This window comes from Chryseotalea sanaruensis (assembly GCF_003990915.1).
In the GTDB taxonomy this organism is placed as follows: domain Bacteria; phylum Bacteroidota; class Bacteroidia; order Cytophagales; family Cyclobacteriaceae; genus Chryseotalea; species Chryseotalea sanaruensis.
The window spans coordinates 288,266-310,246 of the sequence record NZ_BHXQ01000005.1; the positions used below are offsets into that span (position 1 = coordinate 288,266).

Consider the following 21,981-nt stretch of genomic DNA (forward strand, 5'->3'; position numbering starts at 1 on the left):
ATAATTCAGTCTAAATACTTGTATATACAACTATTGATTGTATTTTCACGTTATTGCACTATGTCATTAGAAGACGATATTAAACAAGATAAATTTCAAAGTGAGCAACATAAGGCCGCTATTAATATAATGTTTACCAGTAGTTGGCTGCATGGCATCAATGCTTCCTATCTTAAAAAGTTCGACATAACTCCTGAGCAGTTTAACGTGTTGAGAATACTAAGGGGAAGTCATCCCAAAAAACTCATGCTCTCGGAAGTTGCCAGTCGCATGATCGATAAGAGCAGCAATTGTACCCGACTTGTAGAGAAACTTCGACAAAAAGCTTTAGTGCAAAGAGAAATCTGTAAAGATAACCGCAGGCAGGTAGATATTTCCATAACCGATAAAGGTCTGACCTTACTCAAAAAACTGGACGCTGAAGCCAGCTTGATGAAAGGCATTATGGATAAGTTGAGCAAGACTGATGCAAAAGAACTTAACCGTATGCTGGATAAGTTGCGAGAAGACAACTAAGGTTATCAACGAATCAACACATTAGCTAATCATTAATTATTCTAATCTGCCCTCAAGGTCTTTACCGGATTTTCTTTTACTACTCTGTATAATTGCGAGACAATGGTTAAGGCCAAAGAAAGAAGCATTAAAGCAAATGTTACCAATACGGGCCATGTTTTCAATGGGATATGATCAGGGTAAACAGCCACATTCAATGCTGAAATAAAGTGGTAACCAAGGGAAGTGCCAATAATAAAGGCAAGTATGATTACCAACACTTATTCCTGACTCATTAATCTGAAAATTGTAAAGGAGTTGGCGCCAAAAATCTTTCTTATACTAAACTCTTTCATTCTTCTGGAAAGGTTATAAGAAATCAAACCGAATAGCCCCATACAAGCAAGGACAAGGGCAATCATAGAAATAAAATACATGATCTTACTATCAGACTTGTTGCTGTTATAAAAACTTGCGAAAACTTCTTTTTGGGTAGCTCCCTGATAAGGATCATCTGGCGCGATATTACTCCAACTGTTTTGAATAATTTTTACAATTTTATCTGAACTTCCCTGCTCACTACTTACAACAAAGAAATTGTAAGTCTCCATTGGTTCTATGTGGAGTATGGCGGGGTCAAGCGGTTTATCAAAATCTTCATAATAGAAATTGTAAGCCACACCAATTACATTAAAAGTAATTCCGTGAAAAGTAATTTGCTGACCTACAGGATCCGTCCAACCAATTTTCTTCACTAAAGCTTCATTAACTACAACAGAGGTATGCTGATCAGCTTCTGCAGCAGCATTAAAAAAGCGTCCTTCTTTCAATCGGATGTTCATCGTTTCCAGATAATCAAATCCTATTGGAAATCTGGTAGCCTGAAAATTGATATCATTTCCCTGTACATTTGTAAGCTCATCATCCACACCGATATGCGATGCCGATCCGGCAAAACGGATAACATCCTTTTGCGGTGACAACAGATCACTCAACGCAAGGTATTGTTCTTTTCCGTGAATTGGGAAATAGCTTATATCATGGTAATCGTAGCCCCAATCTTTCTTTTCAAAGTAATCTTTATTACTAATGCTTAGTAGGGAGAAAACTATAGTGGTAAAAGAAATAACAAATTGAAAACCCAACATGCTCTTACTAAAAAGGCTTTTGCTTCCAAATTTTTCTTTTCCTTTTAGAATATTGACAGCATTAAAAGAGGAAACGTACAGTGACGGATATGCGCCTGATATTAAAGCAATTCCTAAGAGTACAATACCAAAAAACCAAAGCATGGTTGAAGTTGACGAAAAGGAAAATGGAATGGTGATAGGATACAATGAATTAAAAGCCGGTACAAGAAACAAATAAGCAAGCGCAACACCAGAGAGCAGTGAAATGGTACAAAGCACAAAATTCTCAACCATATATTGAAGAATAACTTGCGATTTATTACTGCCAATCACTTTACGAATACCAATTTCTTTTAATCGCAGGGATACTGAAGCGATGGCTACATTCATATAATTGAAACAAGCTAAAAGTAAAAGGAACACAGCTATAGTACCGACTGCAATAATTGTTACAGGGTGTAAGTCCCAAGATAAACTATCAACGATATCATGGCTTTGTGAAGCCATGTTTGAAATAGGAACACAATTGATGTCTGTCACCTGAAATCTGGTGTTGGCTTCATTTTGAAGTTTCTGATACTTAAATAATGATTTTTCGAATGAAGAAGGGTGTTGTCCCTCTTTCATTACTACAAAAGTAGACCTTGACCAAGACGCCCAATTAATGATGCCGTCACTTTTCTTTTCTTCCCAATATTCCATAGGAATCAGAAAACCGAAATGCATACTTGCTTTGTCGGGGAGGTTGTCAACAACAGCACTTACCTTGAACATAATAATCTCACCTGATGAGAATTTGATAGATAGTTCTTTGTCAATAGCGTCCCTTTCGCCAAAATATTGAATGGCCTTTTCTTTACTTAGCACTATACTTTTTTTATCAGATAGAGGATTTTCGGATCCGGATAAAATGGGATAACTAAATACATCAAAGAAGGTGCTGTCGACAGCCCAAACGTTTTCAGAGAACACATGCTCATTGTAACGTATACTTAAATCGCTGATGCGCTGAATACGCACCATTGATTCAACACCAGTCTGCTCAGTTTGAAGAGCAGGCCCTAATAGATAAGGTGTTCGCGCCCATGTTTCAGTTTCGTCACCTGACTTTACTTCGCTGGTTAACAAAAAGAGCCTGTTACCTTTTTCATGAAAATTATCCAGACTATAAAATGAATCGATTAACAAAAAAATACTAATTGCACAACCAATAGCGAGGGAAAGCCCGGCAATATTAATGGTGGAGTGCGTAAGGTGACGCGTTATATTACGTAAACCAGACCGAAAATAACTTTTGAGTATAATCATAAAGTGAACAATGTTAACGTATGGGCTGTTTGTCTTTATTTTGCGGATATTTTTTAATCTAAAAAAGCGGATTACATTCCAGCAATACATAAGATCAGCTACTAGCTTGTTCTTATCAGCTTGACGGTAATAGATTTCGTATGCATCCCCCTGTATTTCTTCTAACAGGTCAGCACGGCAATACCATTGCAGAAATTTATCTGCCCATACAGGTGGTTTATATTTCATTCTGAACGAAGGGTTTTAGCAGGATTCTCTTCTGCTACACGTTTCATTTGGGAGCCAATTGTAAAAACTACCGTGACAATCATGAGTAATATCGCAATGATAAATGGGGCTGGCCCTGCCGTTTGTGGGTCTTTATAAATATGATGTACCAAGGCATCCATTAGAAAAAATCCTGTTGGTGCTCCAATGATAAAAGCAATAGAGAGTATCCACACATAATCGAGACTCATTAACCGAAATACCTGTAGTGTATTAGCGCCAAAAATTTTACGAACACTAAATTCTTTCAACCTGCGTGTTATATTATAAGATACCAAGCCAAACAAACCAAGGCAGGAAAGAAGAATGGACATTGCAGCAATAAAGCTTAGTAGTCTAATTTCTTGTCCATTGTTGCGAACCCAGTTAGAGAAAGCTTTATCCTGCAACGCACCTTCATATGGATCATCTGGTGCTACCTTCTTCCAGGCTTCACGCAGCCAGGCTTCTGTTGCCAGTGTATTTCCCTCCTCAATTTTTATACTCATATAATTATAGCTTTCTTCGTTTGTTACGCTGAACATAACAGGAAGAATGTCTCGATAAAAATCATCGTAGTGGAAGTTTTGAACCACACCAATCACCACTCGTTTTATACTGTCATATTCAAAGATTTGACCAATGGGTTTGTTCCAGCCCATTGTTGAAACAAATTTTTCGTTCACCACTACAGACTCAATAGCATCCGATTGAATTTCTTTATCAAAGAGTCTGCCTTCTTTCAAACGAACATTCATGGTTTCCAGATAATCAAATCCTACTTTATACGATACAATCTCGTAACGCTGTCCGGCTTGCTCAACAGAAGATCGAGGATTCCACCAGGCAATATGATCTTTTGAACCAGCATAGCCTATTATATTTTTTTGGGTACTAACTAAATCACGCAAAGGCAGATATTGTGTTGATGATGCAAGAGGAACCACAATATTTTGATCGTGATTATAACCCCAATCTTTTTTACTCAGGTAGAAACTGTTATCAATAAATACAAAACAGCCCACAATAGTCATGAAGGAAAGCACAAATTGTACTGTGAGCAATACACGACTAAACATACTGCGTTGTCCGAACTTCTCTTTTCCCTTCAGTATTGAAACCGGTTTGAAGTTAGATATGTAGGCTGCTGGGTAAACACCAGAGACGATAACGATTAACAACAAGAGCGAGGCAAAAAAGTAAACCAAGGATTGTGCAGAAGAGAAGGCAAAGGGTATCTCATAATCCATCAATGCATTAAGCCAAGGCATAAAGAAAAAGTAAGCCATGATAAGTCCGGCAAGTAGAGAAAAAGAGCAGAGTACAAAACTTTCGATTACAAATTGCTTCATGATTTCTTGTCGGGAACTGCCAATCACTTTTCGTATGCCAATTTCTTTTAATCGTGTGCTAACGGTTGCTACGGAAATGTTCATATAATTGAAACATGCCAACATGAGTAATACAAATGCAATAACACACAAAACATAAACTCCTTGTGGATTCCCTGGTCCTGCCAATCCACTTTCAATCTCATGTGCTTGATTGCTAAGGGACTGGTATGAGTACACTTTAAATTTTTCGGTCAACCATTCAGGCGATGATGCATGTTGTAAGGTGACCAATCGTTCGAGGGTACTTTCCATCTCCTCACCTTTGTGATTTGGTTGCATCAATACAAACAAGCCATCGGTTAGATACCGCCAATCATTCACTTGTTCTTTACGTAAATCAAAGTAAACATCAATTGGCAATAGAAAATTGAAATAAATTGTGTTGCTCGCGGGTTGATTGATCACAGCAGTTACTGTAAACTCTTCCACACGATTGGCAGAGAACTTTATGGAGAGGGTTTCGCCAAGACAAGTTTTGTTACCAAAATACTTGGTGGCCATTTTTTGAGTAATCACAATACTCTTTTTACTATCCAACGCAGATACATCTCCTTCAACAAAAGGAAAGTTAAACACAGAAAAGAACGAGCTGTCGACAAAATAAAGTTGCTCTGAAAACACAGTGTTACCCACCCGAACAGCTCCATCGCCTAACTCCATGCGCACTATTTTTTCGATGCCAGGCACATTGTTTTGCAAGGCCTCACCCAATGCCATGGGGACATCGCCTAAGGTAACCTTATTATTATCGCGGTTTACAACATTAGTTACCTGATATATTCGGTCGCGTTTAAGTTGAAAATCGTCAGTGTGAAGAAATTGATCAGTAAAAATGAAAATAGTAATGGCACCTGCTATGCCTATTGCCAAACCGAAAGTGTTGATGAATGAGGTAGCACCATTGCGCAAGGCATTGCGCAGGCCAATCAAAAGATAACTTTTTAACATAATTCCGGGGGGTGTAATTTTTATCTTAGCAATATTTCTGATTCGAAAAAACCTCAGTACGTTCCAGATAAACTGAAGGTCAGCTTTGAATTTACTTTCCTTTACTTGTCGAGTATATAATTCATAAGCATCTCCTTGAATCTCTTCCAACAAATCAGCACGGCAATACCACATCAAAAAGCGATCTGCCCACTTTGGTGGAGATGTTGATCGTTGGTGGTTATTAGTTATTCGTGATTTCATTGAAGTGGTATTATTTAGTTAGCTAACTACCATCAACTAGTAACTAAATTGCAATGCGATTTTTGGTATCTGACTGAAAAGCTGGTTTCGTACTTCGTTAGCTTCCTCAAGTGCCCGTTTACCTGCAGCGGTTAACAGGAAAATCCTTTTTCTACGTCCGCCTCGTTCTTGCGAAGGATCACCCATTTTGGATTTGACATAACCTTTTTCTTCCAAACGGGTGAGTACAGCATGTACGGCACTGATATTGAGACTTCGTCCGGTTTGATTCTCCAGTTCGTCCATAACGCCAACACCGTAGGCTTCTGGATAGAGAACACCAACGGTTAACAAAACCAATTCTTCTAACTCACCAAGATAATTTCCTTTCATGACTGAGGATTTATAAGTTCTACAAACGTGAAAGTAATTAATATGTTTCATTTTTGTAGAATATATGGCTTGAAAATTTTTTAGTGTATATTTTAGCACTGAATGGAGCAAAAATTAGTATTTCATCCTTTGGGCGATCAAGCCGTTTTAGTCAGTTTTGGCAACAGCATAAGCCAAGAGTTGAGTAGAGCGGTTTATTCACTTTATCATGCTTTGCGTAAAAATGCTGATCCATCCTGGCTGGATATCATCCCGGCTTATGCTTCAGTAACAGTTGTATTTGAAGCAAGGCAACTTGCTACACAGTCCACCTCACCCTATGAAGCACAAGTAAAAAAGATAAGGACTGTTGCCGAACTTGCAACAGAAATTCAAGGCAAAGAGCAGAGGAAAATTAGTATTCCTGTTTGCTACCACCCCGATTTTGCTTTTGATAGTACAGCCATTTGTAAGCGCATGAAACTTAGTGAAGCAGAACTAGTAGACCTTCATACCGAAAAAAGTTACTTTGTTTACATGATTGGTTTCCTACCAGGCTTCGCTTATATGGGTAGCGTTGATCCGCGCATTGCATCACCCAGACTTGATAAGCCCCGAACATTAGTACCTAAAGGAAGTGTTGGTATAGCAGGATTTCAAACCGGTATTTATCCATTTGATTCACCGGGCGGTTGGAATATTATTGGCCGAACACCTATAAATATGTTTGATCTTAAAAATGAAGAACCAGTATTATTGCAACCTGGTGATGAAGTACATTTTTATGCTATAGATATAAATACGTTTAACGAAATGCAACAGCAACAACCTGTTTCAGTGCAATCATGAGTATACTTATTCAAAAGGCAGGCATACAAGATAGCTTTCAAGACAGCGGTCGCTTTGGATTACAACACTTGGGCATCAATGTAGGCGGTGCTATGGACATGGCAGCGATGCAAGTGGCCAATGCATTAGTAGGTAATGATATAACGGAAGCGGTACTGGAATTTTCCTTCCCTGCTCCTGTTATTCAATTTAATCAGACAGCATTATTGTGTTTAGCGGGCGCTGATTTTGGCGCTGTGCTTGATGGCAAATCTTTAGCAATGCATCAACCTTTTGTAGTGGTAAAAGGATGTGTGTTGTCATTTAAAAAATGGAAAACAGGAAGCTATGCTTACTTGGCCGTACAAGGTGGCTTTATATTAGATAAATGGAAGAAAAGCTACAGCACTAATTTAAAAGTAAATGCTGGTGGTTGGCAGGGACGAAGGCTGAAAAAGGGAGATGAAATTTATTTCAAGAAAATTTTCACAAAAGCAATTCAAACGCACATACTACCTTGGTTAGGCAATACTAGCGGACTATCTTTTACAAGAGAAAAGATCAGGGTGATTACAGGGAATGAATGGAACTGGATGTTGAAAGCTTCTCAAAAAGTATTTAGCAAACAACAATATGTGGTCACAAAGGTGAGTGACCGTATGGGATGCCGACTAAAGGGTGAGAAGTTAAGTAAACAAGTAAAAGAAGAGCTAGTTTCTTCAGCGGTTAGTTTTGGTAGCATACAACTCTTACCTGATGGGCAATTAATTATTTTAATGGCTGATCACCAGACAACCGGTGGTTATCCGCGCATTGCTCATGTAATCAGTGCTGACCGCAGTGCGGTAGCACAATTTCGACCTGGTGAAATATTTTCTTTTGAAGTAGTTTCTTTGGCAGTGGCAGAAGAAGCCTATCTTGCACAACGACTCTGGCTACAACAATTAGTCAGTGGGGCTATGTATAAGCTAAAACAGTACGATTTGATTGCATGACAAAACTTAGCATAGATCTTAATTGTGATTTAGGTGAAGGAATGCCAAATGACAAGGAACTGATGACTTACATCAGCAGTGCTAATATTGCCTGCGGATATCATGCTGGTGATGAAGATACTATGCAACGCACAATTGAATACTGCCTGCAGCATAAGGTAGCCATCGGAGCACATCCAGGTTTTCGCGACAAGGAGAATTTTGGGAGGACAGAGATACAACTCTCTAATGAGCAATTGTATGATTTGATATCAGAACAAATTGTTTTGATGCAAAATTATTGTAAAACAATGCAAGCAGATCTTCATCATATTAAATTGCATGGCGCCCTTTATAATATGAGTGCAAAAAGTGAACGTATGAGTGAGGTAGTTGCACAAGTAATAAAAGATCTGAATCCGAATTTAATAGTATATGGTCTCAGTGGGGGTACAACAATAACGCAATCAAAAATGGCAGGGTTGAAAGTGGCCAATGAAGTTTTTGCCGACCGAACGTATCAAGATAATGGCACACTAACACCGCGAACAGAAAAGCATGCACTTATCAGTGATCAGCAGGCATCACTTCAGCAGGTAATGGATATGGTACTGCACAAAAAGGTTTTATCTAATTCTGGTAAGGAAATACAATTAGAGGTTGACACAATCTGCTTGCATGGAGATGGTGCACATGCCTTGACCTTTGCCAAAGCCATTCATGCGTTTTTAATTAGTAATCATATTCACATTCAGGCACCACAACTTGACTAAGTTAAAAACTTCATCTGCTATTTTGGGAGCTGCCTTTCTGATGGCTACTTCAGCTATTGGCCCCGGCTTTCTTACCCAAACCACCGTATTTACCGAGAAGTTGCTCGCCAGTTTCGGCTTTGTTATTTTGATTTCTATACTTCTGGATGTTGTAGTGCAGTTAAATATCTGGCGTGTGTTAACCATGACAAAAATGCGCGCGCAGGATTTAGCAAATGAAGTAGTACCTGGATTGGGTTATGTATTGGCTGGTTTGATTGTGTTTGGCGGTTTAGTTTTTAACGTGGCTAACATGGGTGGTTGTGGATTGGGATTCAATGTGATCAGCAGCATTCCGGTAACATATGGTGCCTTATTAAGTGGTGTTGTAGCACTTTTTATTTTTTGGTTGAAAGAATTCGGAAAAGCACTTGATGTATTCACCAAAACCTTGGGTGTTCTTATGATCTTATTGACACTTTACATTGCAATTTCATCTAATCCTCCAATGGGGGAGGCTTTTAAACATTCAGTTTTACCTGAGCGCATTGATTTATTGGCCATTGTAACTCTTGTGGGAGGTACTGTAGGTGGCTATATCAGTTTTGCAGGCGCACATCGCCTATTGGATGCAGGTATTAGCGGAGCTGAAAACATTAAGGAAGTAACAAGGAGTGCTGTAAGTGGAATTGTCATCACGGGTGTGATGCGCATCATCTTATTTCTTGCAGTACTTGGTGTAGTGGCAGGTGGTATAGCCTTAGCAAAGGAGAATCCAGCCGCTGCCGTTTTTCAAGAGGCTGCAGGCAATGTTGGTTATAAATTTTTTGGTGTAGTCATGTGGAGTGCGGCCATTACTTCGGTGGTGGGCTGTGCTTACACCTCGATATCATTTTTAAGAAGCTTGCATCCTTTTATTGAAAGGAACCAGCGATACTTTACTTCGGGCTTTATCTTAATATCTACAATTATTTTTATGCTGATCGGACAGCCGGTTAGTTTACTGATTATTGCTGGAGCGGTCAATGGATTTATTTTGCCAATTGCACTCACAATTGTATTGGTGGCTGCGAGCAAAAGACGCTTGGCGCAAAGCAATTATCAACATGCTGTATGGATGAGGATGCTGGGATGGGTAGTAGTTTTGGTGATGACAACAATGTCAGGGATAAGCATTTACAAATTATTAGTGATTTAACTGTATCAGTATTTGCTTAATTGTATGCATGATTTGAAAAACAAAGGGCTGGTTTAACCAGCCCTTCTTATTTTATCTTAATCTTTTATTAATTTTTTTGTTCGAGTCATCTTTCCGGATGATGCCCGTAGAATATACATGCCTTTTGGATAAGTAGAGAAGTCTATTTCCGTAGTGCGATTTGTCATTGTTTGCATATCTAAGATAGCCTCACCTTTTATAGTATAAAAAGTAAGTTGCAGGTTTTGATTACGAGGTGTAGAAACCAGAACACTTACTTTGTCCTTTATAGGATTACCCCAAACCTGAAACTCAGGATCATCATTTCCTTCTTTCAGCAAATCGATTTCTTCAAGTGGTTCGTTTGTATTACTCCTCACACCGGGATCAGTGAATTGTACATATTCGCTTTGACGAACATAAACAGCATAGCTGCGTGGTGGTGCAGAGAAGTAGGCACGACCATCGGAATAAACGGTAACTGTTTCTGACGAGTTAAATGCATTTACTAACGTTTGATTTGTCCAGCTACCCCAACCAGATGGTGCCACATCGACCCAAATACCTTTTGTTTGCGAGTCGTGATTGTTTATAACCACTATTGCACCACTCTTGGTACCGTTACCTGCTCTGCGCGCAACGTAAACATTATACGCATCACCAGATGGATAGGGATTGCCTACCTGACTTAGTACAGTAAGAGTACCGCCTAAATAAGTTTTGCGAACATGAACAAGCTTGCGAATGTCTGTATCAAGATTTGAATCAGGTGTTACAGTTAACCCTGAGTTATGAGCATCGATCATCACATCACCAAAGTAATGGTTATAGAATACGCAAGGGCGACCTTCATGGGTAAGAATATAGGCATAACCTATTTTCCAATCTTTTGTAATCCACTTGTCATGCTCTTTACCGGTATCATGATTTTCCAGCCATGTAACCACTGATGTGCCGGGTAGTGAATTACCACCATTGTTACGTACCATACCTGTATTATTCAACCATCTCATATCGAAACCACTGCCGTTACCATTGCACATATTGGTAAGTGAAATTTTTAATGGGAAATCAAAACCGTCCACATCAGCCCCATAACCTCCAACTGTATTCACCCAATCTTTAATTCTTGAGTCAGAGCCCCAATACTCACCAACAATAAATCTTTGATTTCCATTTTTCAAAGGGAGGTTGTTTACCCATGCCGCAGCGTAACTTTCCTGAAAGCCTCTTACGAAATCTAAGCGATAGCCATCAAAACCAATTTGATTGGAGAGCCATACACCCCAGTCTTTATATCGGTTAGCTACTGTTGTATTGAATGTATTAAGATCATTACCAAAAAATTTTGTGTTGGTAATTATTTCATCAGATCCAGGATATCCTAACCAATCACTGTTATCAACAGGGTGAAAATCGCTGTATGTCCAGCTGAAATTTGCTTCACCTGTACCAGTATGATTAACATAGTTTATACCTGTATTTGTATGCGCTTCCAATTGTGCTGTAGTGGCAATATTGGTTCCGCTTTTCCAGATAGCTTTAGGATAATAGCCATTGGTTTGATCTGCCCAAGCCCATTCCCATGGACTTGCAATTTCTTTACGAGAGGTAAGTTTGATAATAACATCACGAGTTCCGCTTACCGTTATTTTGTATTCATCAAAATCACCCACTTCTATATGACCACGAACAGTATTTCCGGATGCAGGAAATGTATTAAAATTTCCCCCACCATTGTTCGGTTCTGCCTCCCAGCTATTGGTGCTATTAAAACCGGTGCTGTTATAATCAATTTGTAAATCGTAGCCACGTTCAGTTTTTGCAGTACTTGCTAAGTGATAACCATGAATCTGAATAAAGTAGTCGCCAGCAGTAGCATTTTTAATCACCCAGCGTATTTCATTGGTAGGGTAAGGTGAGAATTGTTGACTATTGCGGTAAGCCTCATCAAAAACATATTGCTTCACAGCAGGATTTGACTGGTCTTCGCCATCACCTGTATATAGGTGATTAAGAACAATGTCAGCATAAACGTCTATGCCATCAGTATGAAACTGACTGATCATTTGTTCGAGTTCAGTTCTTGAGCCAAAGCGTGTTTCGGTAGTTCCCTTCTGATTGTAATTTCCTAAATCATAAAGATCAAAGATGCCATAGCCCATATCATAGATTCCGAAATTTCCTTTTGCAGGCGAGGGAACCCAGATACCTGTAATGCCGGCATTTTTCAGGGTTGTTGATTTATTTTTTAGGTTGTTCCACCAGCTACCGTTAAAGTTTGCAGCATCAACGGGTACATCCCAATAGAATCCCTGCATCATAACGTCATTTTGCGCGAAAACCCAGCATGGCAATGAGATAGCCATACCTAGTAATAATGTTCGTAAACTTTTAAGTATCATCTGTATTTGGGTTTGATATCCTCAAATGTTGCAAAATACCACTCTGTAAAACGACCGAAATATGAAAGCAAGACCTATTTCTAAATGGGTTGATGTCCTATTTTTAAAAGTAGGCGCTTTATAGTGGAAATTTTACTCCTGAGTCTCGTGACTTTTGAAGAAGTCGCGCGGATTTTGATCAGTAACCTTTTTAAAGGCTAGATTAAAAGTTGATTTTGAATTAAATCCGACTTCCTGAGCCAGTGCCAAAAAAGTATAATGTTTGTAATCTTTGGTATTCGCTAAAGCAATAAATTCTTCAACGCGGTAAGTATTGACAAAATCTCTGAAGTTTTTTTTATAGGCATCATTTATAATACGTGAGAGAATGTGGGGTTTTGTTTCCAACATTTCTGCGAGGTCAGAAATAGTGAGATCTGCTTTTTTGTATGGCTTTACTTCTAACATGAATAGATTTAATTTAGGAATCCACTCCTGCAAATTATCAGCTACGGGTGTAGCTACTCTTTCATCTTCTATAATTTCCGGATAGCGCCACAGAAAATATGTTTCAATAAAGATGAGAAGTGTGAGCAACAATGCAGTGGTATGGAAATCTTCGAAGAAGGGATAACGCCAACCATTAACAAGGAAAAGAAGTGTAAGTGGCATGGAGATAAGGGCCAGCACATTAACCCAATAAAAACGTGATAAAAATGTAGACGCAGGATGTTTGCTATTCAGGTGAAAAGATTTAACAGCAGGAAATTTTTGAACAATGAAAATCAACACAAAAAAAGTAAAAACTGCACTACTTCCAAAGATGAATACATTTCCTAATGTGAGCGTGGACCATACAGGTTGTGCCAGAAAACTGAAGAATTGAATATTAAAAATACGTACAAGCGCAAGAAATAACGCAATGGCTGCTGGCAGAAAGTATATTCTGAATCTCGATGGTAACACCTGCAATTGCATTTTGTAAAAAAAATACAGCAGTAATGGCGCCCAACACTGTAGACTAATATGGAAAAGAAAAATACAATAGCTCTGCCAGATTTGATTACTTACTTGGTAGATTACCCCGAGCAAAAGAAGTAGTGTGAGTACGCTTGTAACAAGCAGCATCGCTTTAAGTTTACCAGACATTTTCTGGCGAACACGATAGACAAGAAAAAGTAAAAGCAACGCTTGAAAAGCACATGCAAAAAAATAGAATACAATATAATTGAGAGGCCTTGCTCCCCCCAAATCAAGCCAATTATCTATTCGTACATATACCGTTTTCTGGTCAAGAATAAACTTTCGATTATCGATATAGTTGTTTTCAATATCAGTTTCTACTTTAGTCCAGCTACCTCTTGTAAATTTATATTCGTGCCCAAACGTGTTGAACCCAAGTTTAATAGCTAATTGACCGTTTAATTGTTTCTTTAAAGCATATTGTACTTCGTTCGGCTTCCAGTTATTAAAGCTCCCACAAATGTAGATAGTATCGGTACTCGAAGTTGCAGGTGGTAAAGCCTCAACAATTATCTGCACTGGTACTTGTGCAGTGGCAATATGTGTCAGACACAAAAAAATAAGACTACAAAGAAAAGTGCTTTTTAGCATGAAGATAAAAATGGTATTCCATCAAATATAAAAAGAAGCAATAGACTTCTGGAAAAGTGTAGGCTATTAGAAAACAGGCTTATAAAAGCAAAAAGTATAGCGTTTAGTGACTACTCAATTTGTAAATGGTGAGTATAGGAGCATTTCAGACAGCTTACCAGTAAATTGAGCTTATATTAAAGATTTGGATACCTTAATTTTAAGGTATCTACCTGCACAATTAGAAAGTAGCAGATGTATAAGGATGTCAACTTTTTTATAGTTAATTCGATCCCTTATTGTATTATGAACCAAATCAGTTAGCTATTGAATGAAATCTCACATGAAAACTTGTAGAAAACTCAGCCAGAAAAGGATTTCTCTTTAACTATTGTGTGAATTAAAAATTATTGAGCGTAATCCAATAGCCTTCAAATCAATCAACAATAATCTCATTTAGCTTTTCCCAGATATCGTCCTGAAATAAAAATGGTACTAATGAATTATCGGGCACGTCACCCATTCTAATCATTATTAAATTTTGTGAAGGTACGATGTTAATCAACTGACCATTTTTACCCATGGCTGCAAACATGTCTGTTGGCGCTGAAGGTGTTACAGCCGAAGGGATGATCAGTTGGGAACCAGGCGCCATAAAGGATGCTTTGCCATTGAGCCATGTGAGGTAGCCATAGGAGAAATTAAGATTTTGAGAAGAGGTTGAGAGCAGTTCAACGTAATCAATTGGCACAACTTGTGTTTCATTCCATTTGCCTTTGTTTAATAATAGCAAACCAAATCGCGCCATAGATCGGGCAGTGCTATAATACACATTGTTATCACCTGTTTGAATATACTGTCCGTCCATGCCGATGGCGCTTTTCAGATTGTCATTTAGAAGAGTATTTAAATTTTTACCTGTACTGTTGGCAATTACATGATCAAGTAGCGTATAGGGTGCGTTGTGGTAAGCCCAACGAGTACCAGGTTCTGCCTTAAATACAAGACAAGTCGGTGTAGTGCAATCCGGATTGGCTACACCATCATCAAGACCTGTAGTCATAGTAAGCTGATGACGCACAGTAATTTTATTTTCTTGCGCTGTTGTGAGACTTGTCCATCCAACACCCAGGTAGTCTGAAGTTTTAGCATCGAAGTTTAATGATCCTTCATCTTCCGCAATACCTGCCAGTACTGAGGTTAACGTTTTACCTGCTGATGCCCAATACCAATTACTTGCAGCCGAGAAATTTGTGACATTGTCAAACTGTTTACCAAAATATTCTTCAACTACAATTTTGCCATCTTTTAAGATGATAAAGGCTCTTGTGTTATTTACTTCCAAAAAGGTTTTGAGGGCCACTAGTTTATTTACATCCCAACCAAGTGATTCAGGACTTGTACTTTCCCAACTACTATTATTGGGTGGAAAGTATAGTTTACTAGGAGTGGGGTCTTCTTTTTTGCTACAGCCAAGTAAGAGAAGGAACAATGTTATAAATGACAAGTAATTCATAAATCGGGACATTGAATTTATCAAATTTTCCACTAGCGATGAAGGTTTACTAAAGATCGATAATAAATGACAATTTGTTACAGTATAGACTCCCCGTTACTATTAGTTGTTAATATTTCAGTCATATAATCAAAGAAGGGTCTTATAACTTTGAAATCATTGTTTACCATCTTTAAAAAATCTTTTGACAGCACTTCTTTATCTGAATAGGATTTCTCAAACCAAAATTGTTTGTGACGTAAAAGATCGATAGCCACATGATCTTTGGAAAAGCCCTTTGGTTTGGTTTTAACAGTTTCACCTTGCAGAGTACCAAAAGTATTCTTGAGCTTTTTATTCTTTAGCAGCATATGCCAATCTTCATAGTTGATAGCAATATCCTGACGGATGCGCAGTAAGTCTTCTGCGTTTGGGTAAGTAAAGCCACAACCTATCCGTGAGGCACCGGGTTTGATCCAAAAGTAATAACCACCACGTAAGAAAGGTTTTAACCTTTTAATGTTTCCTGCAAAGCGAGGATTGTAAGGAGCTTTGTCTTTTGAAAAGCGAACATCATTATAAATTCTATATAGCGCTTCTTTACCGTTGGCAGTTTTAAGTTGATCGTGCTTGCTTAACTGCGCCAGTAGCGTATCAAGCCATTCAATCATGTTTTCTTGCGAGGCCAGATAGCGTTCTTTATTTTCTTGAAACCACTCACGGTTATTGTTACTCGCTAAAGCTTTAAGAAAATCGAGTGTATATTTTTTGATCATCATTTTTAGTGAGTCTTAAAATTTAAATAATGATAATCGCCTTTTCATTCAGAAATGATCTAAAACCCAACTCACCTAACTCTCTACCAAAGCCTGAGTTTTTAATGCCACCGAAAGGGATTCGTGGATCTGATTTTGTATAATCATTAATAACAACTGTACCCGCTTCAATGCCATGTGCCCATTGTATTGCTTTTGCTTCATCTTGCGACCATACGGATGCGGCTAATCCAAAGTTGGTGTTATTTATATTTCTTAATAAAGTGTTTTCATCCTGATACGGAATGAGATTAAGCACAGGTCCAAAAATTTCTTCCTGATTCATTGGGTTGCTGGCTTCACTCACGATAATGCCTGGTGTAAAAAAGGCTCCTTGTGCTTCAGCGCCTGATATTTTTCGGGCACCAAATGCGATTGCTCTTTTTACTTGTTCTTCTAGTTGTTGCACAAATTCAATTTTAGCAATAGGCCCAAGGTTGATACCTTCTTCTAACGGATTGCCTATGCGCAAGTCTTTTAATTTACCCTGCAGGTAAGCAATAGCTTCTTCAATTTTTTGTTCTCGTACAAAAATGCGTTTTGCAGCAATGCAGGATTGGCCGGCATTAAAAGTGCGTGACTGAAAAGCGCCATCAAGGGCTTTAAATAAAATGGCATCATCTAAAATCACTAAAGCATCTGCACTACCCAGTTCCAACACGCTTTTTTTCAGATGCTTACCTGCTAGCTCGCCTACAGCACTACCTGCTTTTACGCTGCCGGTTAAACATACGCCTTGTACTGCAGGGTGCGCAATAATACTTTCAACCTGATGGAGGTCAATAATAAGTGATTGAAATCTGTTTGGAAATGCTTCAGAAGAAAACAAGTCGTGTAAGGCAAGGGAGCAGCCAGTGGTGCTGGGAGCGTGCTTTAATAAAATAGTATTGCCTGCAAGGAGATTGGGGATGGCAAAACGAAATACCTGCCAGAAGGGATAGTTCCAAGGCATTATACCGAAGACAATACCTGTTGGAGAAAGGGCATGAACTACTTTTTTATCAAGGTATTTTTCTTCACGAGCTTGTAGAAAGGCGGGCACTTTTTCAATGTAGTAGTCGCAAAGTAACGCACACTTATCAATTTCGGCTAAAGCCTGTACTAAAGGTTTCCCCATCTCCGTGCTTATCAGCGTTGCATAAGCATCACGTTGACTGATGAGTTTATTTTTAACAGTATGTATAAAATCCTGTCTTACGGCAATAGCTGTATTTCTCCAATGCTGAAAAGCAAGATGACCTTGATTCAATGTTTTATCAATTTCTTGTTTTGATTGAAAATTGTATGTTTCAAGGACTTGTTGGGTAAAAGGATTAACTGTAGAGAGGGTATTCATATTTTTTAAAAACCTTGCTGTTAAGTCAGGTAGATGCTAAACGTCAAGAATTAAGTTTTGGTTTACAGAAGCAAAGCAGAAATTTTGGTGTAAAATTGATAATAAATATCTGGTTATGGAAGGAAAAGTAATACTGGTAACTGGCGCTAATAAAGGCATCGGTTTTGAAATTGTAAGACAATTGGCAAAACTTGGCCATGAAGTATTGTTAGCCACCAGAGATGAGCAGAAAGGTAGAGAGGCCTTAATTGAATTGCAGAAGGAAAATATTACGGCTCACATTATTCGATTAGATATTATTGATGAAGGTAGTATTAAGGCAGCGGTAAGTCAGGTGCAGCAACAATTTGGCAAATTGGATGTACTGATTAACAATGCAGCTATTCTTTTAAAAGAAGATCAATCATTATTAAAAAATAATTGGTTGACGATTGACCAAAGCCTGCAGACAGATGCCATGGCGCAACTTATGGTAACAAGGCATTTCCAATCATTATTTACCAAAGGGAGTCGGATAATAATGACATCGAGTGGTGGTGGTAGCATGAGTGATCCGGTTGGAGGCTGGTCGCCCGCTTATTGTATTGCCAAATCTTTATTAAATGCGATTACCCGACATTTAGCTTATGAGTACACTCAGCAACAAATTAGTGTAAATGCTTTTTGTCCGGGTTGGGTTAAAACCGATATGGGCGGAAAATCTGCACCGCGTAGTGTGCAGCAAGGAGCGGACACTGCAGTTTGGTTGGCCACAGCAGAGAAAATTCCTACTGGACAATTTTTTAGAGACCGGAAGGAAATTCCCTGGTAGATTTCATTTTAATAATTTTCACTCCAGAATAAATACCCTTATATCAGGTGTATGTAGATTAAAATAACCATATCCACCCTGCACATTAGTCGGATAGTTAATCGGTTCTCCGGCAAATTCCACAAAGCTGAATCGATTATCACTTCTTACTTTTAAGAAATCGTAATATGCCTTGCTGATGTTTGCCATAGACACCGCTATTGAATCGCCCTCCGAAAACTCCTGAAAAAGTACATTAAAGGTTTCAGCCTTTTCCTCACCATCAAATTCTTTGTCATCAAAAAGTTTAGTAAAAATTCTCGGGTTTACGAGATTGCCTAATTCCTGCGATGACCTGAAACGCTGTACGTTGATCATGTAATAGTTTTCACCTATGGGATCATTTAAGCGATAAGCGATCTGTGCAAGCGAATCGAAACCATTATCAAAAATGGTAGCACTTACTTCATTGAAAGATACAAAATCAGGAAGGCGTGTCACTGCACTGACCGACCCTAGTGAGGTTGTGTTGACGGTTAACGTGTAGTCTACATTGTTTTGCCAATCTAATATGATATTCCCGTATAAACCATTGCCAAGGTTTTCAAGTGTGTCAAGGTTCTCATCTACACTGAGGGTTACAAGAGCATCGCTAATGGCAATCTGCTCAATGAGACTTTCTGGATCGCTATCATCTCCGGCATCTAGTGCTCCAATGCTTTTAGAAACAAATACAACTAACCCAGTATTGGGAATAATTTGCGAAGACACAACAATCTTTGTTTCAAGTTTTGGAATGTTATCTACAGGAAGCGGCTCGGGTAAACAACTCAGCACTAGTAACGCTGATATTAAACTTGATAAAATGTTGAATACTTTTTTAGTCATCGCTTAAAACTTAAATCCATAACTGATAAAGGGCAATAATCCAAAAAGACCCGGTTGTTCATATCGGAAAGAACCATCAGGATTAGGTACGATGTTAATACCAAGTGGTGTGGCTCTATTGTATGTATTGTACACACCTACAAACCACTCACTCCTGAATTTTTTTGATGCTAATGATTGATATTTTAAACCAAGATCTAATCTATGTGTATCTGCCAACTTTACTGAGTTAATGCTGGCATACACTGGAATTAACTGAACACCACCCAAGGTAGTGCTTGGCACAATGTACTGACCAATGATGGGTGTAAAACGAGAGCCTGAAATAAATTCGAAAACACCAGAGAGAGAGAAGTGTTTATTTAACTCGTAATTGAGCACAAGGGCTCCGTTGTGTCTTCGGTCGTACCTTGCCAAAAACCAATTACCCTGATTAACCTCATCATACTGACGCAACGATTTGGAAAGTGTATAGCTAATCCACCCAGTGAACTTTCCTTTTTCTTTTTTGATGAGCACTTCAAAACCATATGCTTGTCCGGAACCTTGTATCAACTGATCTTCAAAAGAAGTATTGAGAAAAAGATTGGTGCCCTCTCTGTAGCCAATTAAGTTATTTAAGTCTTTGTAATACGTCTCCAGACTGATGAAGAGATTTCGTTTAGGTAAGTTTTGGTTGAAGGCAAGTGTAAATTGATCTGCAGTTTGCGGAACTACTCGATCTGTTACCGGATACCAGATGTCTGTAGGAAATGCTACAGCCGCGCTAGAGACTCTGTGTATATATTGCGCCATGCGTGAGTAGCTGGCTTTAAGTGCAGCATTCTCTTTTACTTGATAACGGATGGCTAATCGCGGTTCAGGATTCAGGTAGAATGTATTGTTAATCCCCACTGATGACAGGCGTATACCAGTACTCCAGCTCCAATCTTTTCCTAACTTACCATCTGCCTGGTAGAACAGTGAGCTTTCGAAACTTTTTTGTGCTTGTGTATTACTACTTTCCAGTAACTGAGAGATTTCACCTGAAGTGGTAATCACATTCGGGCTCACTTGGTGCTGTACAATATCAAAGCCCAGGGTTTGACTAAAAGCATCTGTCAGCTTTTGTGTCAGGGTCCAGTTAGCACCCCAGTCGAGTATATTCGAATTGGTGAAGAGTCTACTTTCTTCAAATTGATTTTCAATAGAGTAGCGAAAAGAAGTTCTGTAAAGGCGAAGCGTAGAATTAAGTGCTTCATTCATTTTTCTTTTCCATAAAAAAGTTTGTCCGCTGTTAGCAATGGTAAAGTCACTGGTGAAACGGAAGTTGCTTGCTGTGTCTCTTCCTGTTCTTACAAAATTCAGCACATCTTCGCCTACATAGTGTGTAAATTCAAAACGGTCTTTTTTATTAGCCTGATAAATGATTTTGGCATTTACATCATAAAAGAAATAGGGCAATGTTTCGCCAACGGCTTTTACCACTTGGTCCACATAAGTTCTGCGCCCTGCTACCCAGATTTCCAATTTGTTTTTAAGAATGGGTTGGCGTATCATGAGTCTGGAAGCCAGTAAACCGATATTGCCAGACACCATTGTTTTCTCAGCCATGCGCGATTTTGTATTCACATTTAGAATTGAAGAAAGTCTTCCGCCATAGTTTGCCGGAAAAGCACCATTGATTGATTCAACACCTTCTAATATATCAGGATTGAAAACAGAGAGAAAGCCAAAGAGATGTCCTGTATTATAAACAGGAGAACCATCTAACAACACAAGGTTTTGATCGGCAGCACCACCACGCACGAATAAATCAGTGGTACCTTCTATGCCTTTTGAAACTCCCGGTAATAATTGAATGGTTTTAATTAAATCGGCTTCACCACCCAATACGGGAATAGCATTTATCTCTTTTTCACTTAAGGTAAGGGTGCTTGAGCGTGTAGAGATTAATTGATCGGATTGTAAAATCTGGCTGGACTTTATAACTACTTCATTCAATTGTTCACTGTTCATTTGAAGTTTAATGATGAGCGTTGTATCTTTTTTTACATCAAATGATTTCCTGAATGTTGTATAACCTGTGTATCGGATTTCCAACATAAGGCTACCTGTAGGGTATGAGAAGGAAAATTTTCCGTTAACATCCGTAACAAATGCTTTATCATTTATGGGAATAAGAATGTGTGCAAGCGGCAATGCTTCCCCTTCGTTGTCCAGTACTTTTCCGGCAATCGTAAAATCCTGATTGAAAGCGGAAAGACTGATAAGGCTTAATAGTAAAACACAAAGGCCGCGCATGCTTTAAAAACCATTTTTGATAGCTAAAGTTCGGCAAAAAGAGTCTTTTGTAAAGTGAAAGACTGCAATATCTCTCTTTATTTGTCAGCTAAATTGGTTTTACGATCTAGCATCAACTTAGTCAGTAGTTGATTTTACAGGATGGGTGAAAAAGATAAGGGTGAAACAGATCGCAAATAAACCATAGAAAGTAGTTAATACAATGGTTAATACTTCCGGATGGCGGAGACTCAATTTGATCAAAGCGAGAAAACCAATAACAAAATGACAGAGGTTACCTATTGCAACAGGTCTGGCGTAAATACCACCAATCAGGTTGCCTTTGGCTGTCCAGTTAATCATGCCAAAGGCAAAATACAGTGCACCCATTAATTGAAGTAGCACACTTTGTAGAGGTGTGCTACTTTCTATTTGCATTTGCATTAATACTTCTTCTGGCAAAAAAGACAAACTTATGCCAGTACCGATTAGTAAAATTGCACTGGTCTGCATGATTAATTTCGTATTCATGCCTGAAGTTACAAAGAGTG

At 38.6% G+C, this 21,981-nt stretch carries 18 protein-coding genes; 6 read left to right on the forward strand and 12 right to left on the reverse strand.

All coding sequences use genetic code 11. The features are described from left to right. Positions 1-60: 60 nt before the first annotated feature. Complete coding sequence (locus tag SanaruYs_RS14495; protein ID WP_127123306.1) at positions 61-516, forward strand: MarR family winged helix-turn-helix transcriptional regulator; 456 nt, start codon at positions 61-63, stop codon at positions 514-516. A 41-nt stretch (positions 517-557) separates the two neighbouring features. On the opposite strand, the gene SanaruYs_RS14500 is transcribed toward SanaruYs_RS14495, so the two are convergent. The 4 genes from SanaruYs_RS14500 to SanaruYs_RS14515 are packed head-to-tail and all read right to left on the reverse strand — an operon-like array spanning position 558 to position 6,136. Next, positions 558-776, reverse strand: coding sequence for a hypothetical protein (locus SanaruYs_RS14500; protein WP_127123307.1), 219 nt, complete (start codon positions 774-776; stop codon positions 558-560). Then, on the reverse strand, positions 777-3,161 hold the full coding sequence (locus tag SanaruYs_RS14505; protein ID WP_127123308.1) for an ABC transporter permease: 2,385 nt from the start codon (positions 3,159-3,161) through the stop codon (positions 777-779). Next, positions 3,158-5,764: an ABC transporter permease gene (locus tag SanaruYs_RS14510; RefSeq protein WP_127123309.1), complete on the reverse strand. Its 2,607-nt coding sequence runs from the start codon at positions 5,762-5,764 to the stop codon at positions 3,158-3,160. The genes SanaruYs_RS14505 and SanaruYs_RS14510 overlap by 4 nt, the downstream gene beginning before the upstream one ends. Before the next feature lie 36 nt (positions 5,765-5,800). Next, entirely contained in the window at positions 5,801-6,136 is a 336-nt protein-coding gene (locus SanaruYs_RS14515; protein ID WP_127123310.1) for a PadR family transcriptional regulator, read from the reverse strand. Positions 6,137-6,238: 102 nt separating this feature from the next. On the opposite strand from SanaruYs_RS14515, the gene pxpB reads away from it, so the two are divergent. Genes pxpB through SanaruYs_RS14535 form a run of 4 tightly spaced genes read left to right on the forward strand, consistent with a single transcriptional unit; the run spans position 6,239 to position 9,867 of the window. Further along, positions 6,239-6,964 carry a 5-oxoprolinase subunit PxpB gene (gene pxpB / locus SanaruYs_RS14520; RefSeq protein WP_127123311.1) on the forward strand — a complete coding sequence of 242 codons (726 nt, stop codon included), beginning with the start codon at positions 6,239-6,241 and terminating at the stop codon, positions 6,962-6,964. Next, positions 6,961-7,938 carry a 5-oxoprolinase subunit C family protein gene (locus SanaruYs_RS14525; protein ID WP_127123312.1) on the forward strand — a complete coding sequence of 326 codons (978 nt, stop codon included), beginning with the start codon at positions 6,961-6,963 and terminating at the stop codon, positions 7,936-7,938. The genes pxpB and SanaruYs_RS14525 overlap by 4 nt, the downstream gene beginning before the upstream one ends. Beyond that, positions 7,935-8,690: a 5-oxoprolinase subunit PxpA gene (locus SanaruYs_RS14530; protein ID WP_127123313.1), complete on the forward strand. Its 756-nt coding sequence runs from the start codon at positions 7,935-7,937 to the stop codon at positions 8,688-8,690. Before SanaruYs_RS14525 ends, SanaruYs_RS14530 begins: the two co-directional genes overlap by 4 nt. Next, a complete protein-coding gene (locus tag SanaruYs_RS14535) occupies positions 8,683-9,867 on the forward strand; it encodes an NRAMP family divalent metal transporter (protein WP_246011914.1) in 1,185 nt (394 codons plus the stop codon). Before SanaruYs_RS14530 ends, SanaruYs_RS14535 begins: the two co-directional genes overlap by 8 nt. 77 nt (positions 9,868-9,944) lie before the next feature. Here SanaruYs_RS14535 and SanaruYs_RS14540 read toward each other — a convergent pair whose 3' ends face one another. The 5 genes from SanaruYs_RS14540 to SanaruYs_RS14560 all read right to left on the reverse strand — a co-directional run bounded on the left by SanaruYs_RS14540 (position 9,945) and on the right by SanaruYs_RS14560 (position 17,490). Then, positions 9,945-12,272, reverse strand: a complete 2,328-nt coding sequence (locus SanaruYs_RS14540) for a T9SS type A sorting domain-containing protein (protein WP_127123314.1) — start codon at positions 12,270-12,272, stop codon at positions 9,945-9,947. 132 nt (positions 12,273-12,404) lie between these two features. Continuing rightward, a complete protein-coding gene (locus SanaruYs_RS14545; RefSeq protein ID WP_127123315.1) occupies positions 12,405-13,865 on the reverse strand; it encodes a helix-turn-helix domain-containing protein in 1,461 nt (486 codons plus the stop codon). A 415-nt stretch (positions 13,866-14,280) separates the two neighbouring features. Further along, on the reverse strand, positions 14,281-15,360 hold the full coding sequence (locus SanaruYs_RS14550) for a serine hydrolase domain-containing protein (RefSeq protein ID WP_246011915.1): 1,080 nt from the start codon (positions 15,358-15,360) through the stop codon (positions 14,281-14,283). Between the two features lie 77 nt (positions 15,361-15,437). Then, positions 15,438-16,118, reverse strand: a complete 681-nt coding sequence (locus SanaruYs_RS14555) for a DUF2461 domain-containing protein (RefSeq protein WP_127123316.1) — start codon at positions 16,116-16,118, stop codon at positions 15,438-15,440. Between the two features lie 19 nt (positions 16,119-16,137). Next, positions 16,138-17,490 carry an aldehyde dehydrogenase family protein gene (locus tag SanaruYs_RS14560; protein ID WP_127123317.1) on the reverse strand — a complete coding sequence of 451 codons (1,353 nt, stop codon included), beginning with the start codon at positions 17,488-17,490 and terminating at the stop codon, positions 16,138-16,140. A 115-nt stretch (positions 17,491-17,605) separates the two neighbouring features. Here SanaruYs_RS14560 and SanaruYs_RS14565 point away from each other — a divergent pair, with 115 nt between their 5' ends. After that, positions 17,606-18,301: an SDR family oxidoreductase gene (locus SanaruYs_RS14565; RefSeq protein WP_127123318.1), complete on the forward strand. Its 696-nt coding sequence runs from the start codon at positions 17,606-17,608 to the stop codon at positions 18,299-18,301. A gap of 18 nt (positions 18,302-18,319) precedes the next feature. Here SanaruYs_RS14565 and SanaruYs_RS14570 read toward each other — a convergent pair whose 3' ends face one another. From SanaruYs_RS14570 to SanaruYs_RS14580, 3 genes are all read right to left on the reverse strand, one after another. Beyond that, positions 18,320-19,168, reverse strand: a complete 849-nt coding sequence (locus SanaruYs_RS14570) for a DUF4249 domain-containing protein (RefSeq protein ID WP_127123319.1) — start codon at positions 19,166-19,168, stop codon at positions 18,320-18,322. 3 nt (positions 19,169-19,171) lie between these two features. Continuing rightward, the gene (locus tag SanaruYs_RS14575; RefSeq protein WP_127123320.1) at positions 19,172-21,451 is read right to left on the reverse strand and encodes a TonB-dependent receptor; all 2,280 of its coding nucleotides are present in this window, start codon (positions 21,449-21,451) and stop codon (positions 19,172-19,174) included. A 117-nt stretch (positions 21,452-21,568) separates the two neighbouring features. After that, positions 21,569-21,961 (reverse strand): hypothetical protein, encoded by a 393-nt coding sequence (locus tag SanaruYs_RS14580; protein WP_127123321.1) that lies wholly within the window; start codon positions 21,959-21,961, stop codon positions 21,569-21,571. Between the last annotated feature and the right edge of the window lie 20 nt (positions 21,962-21,981).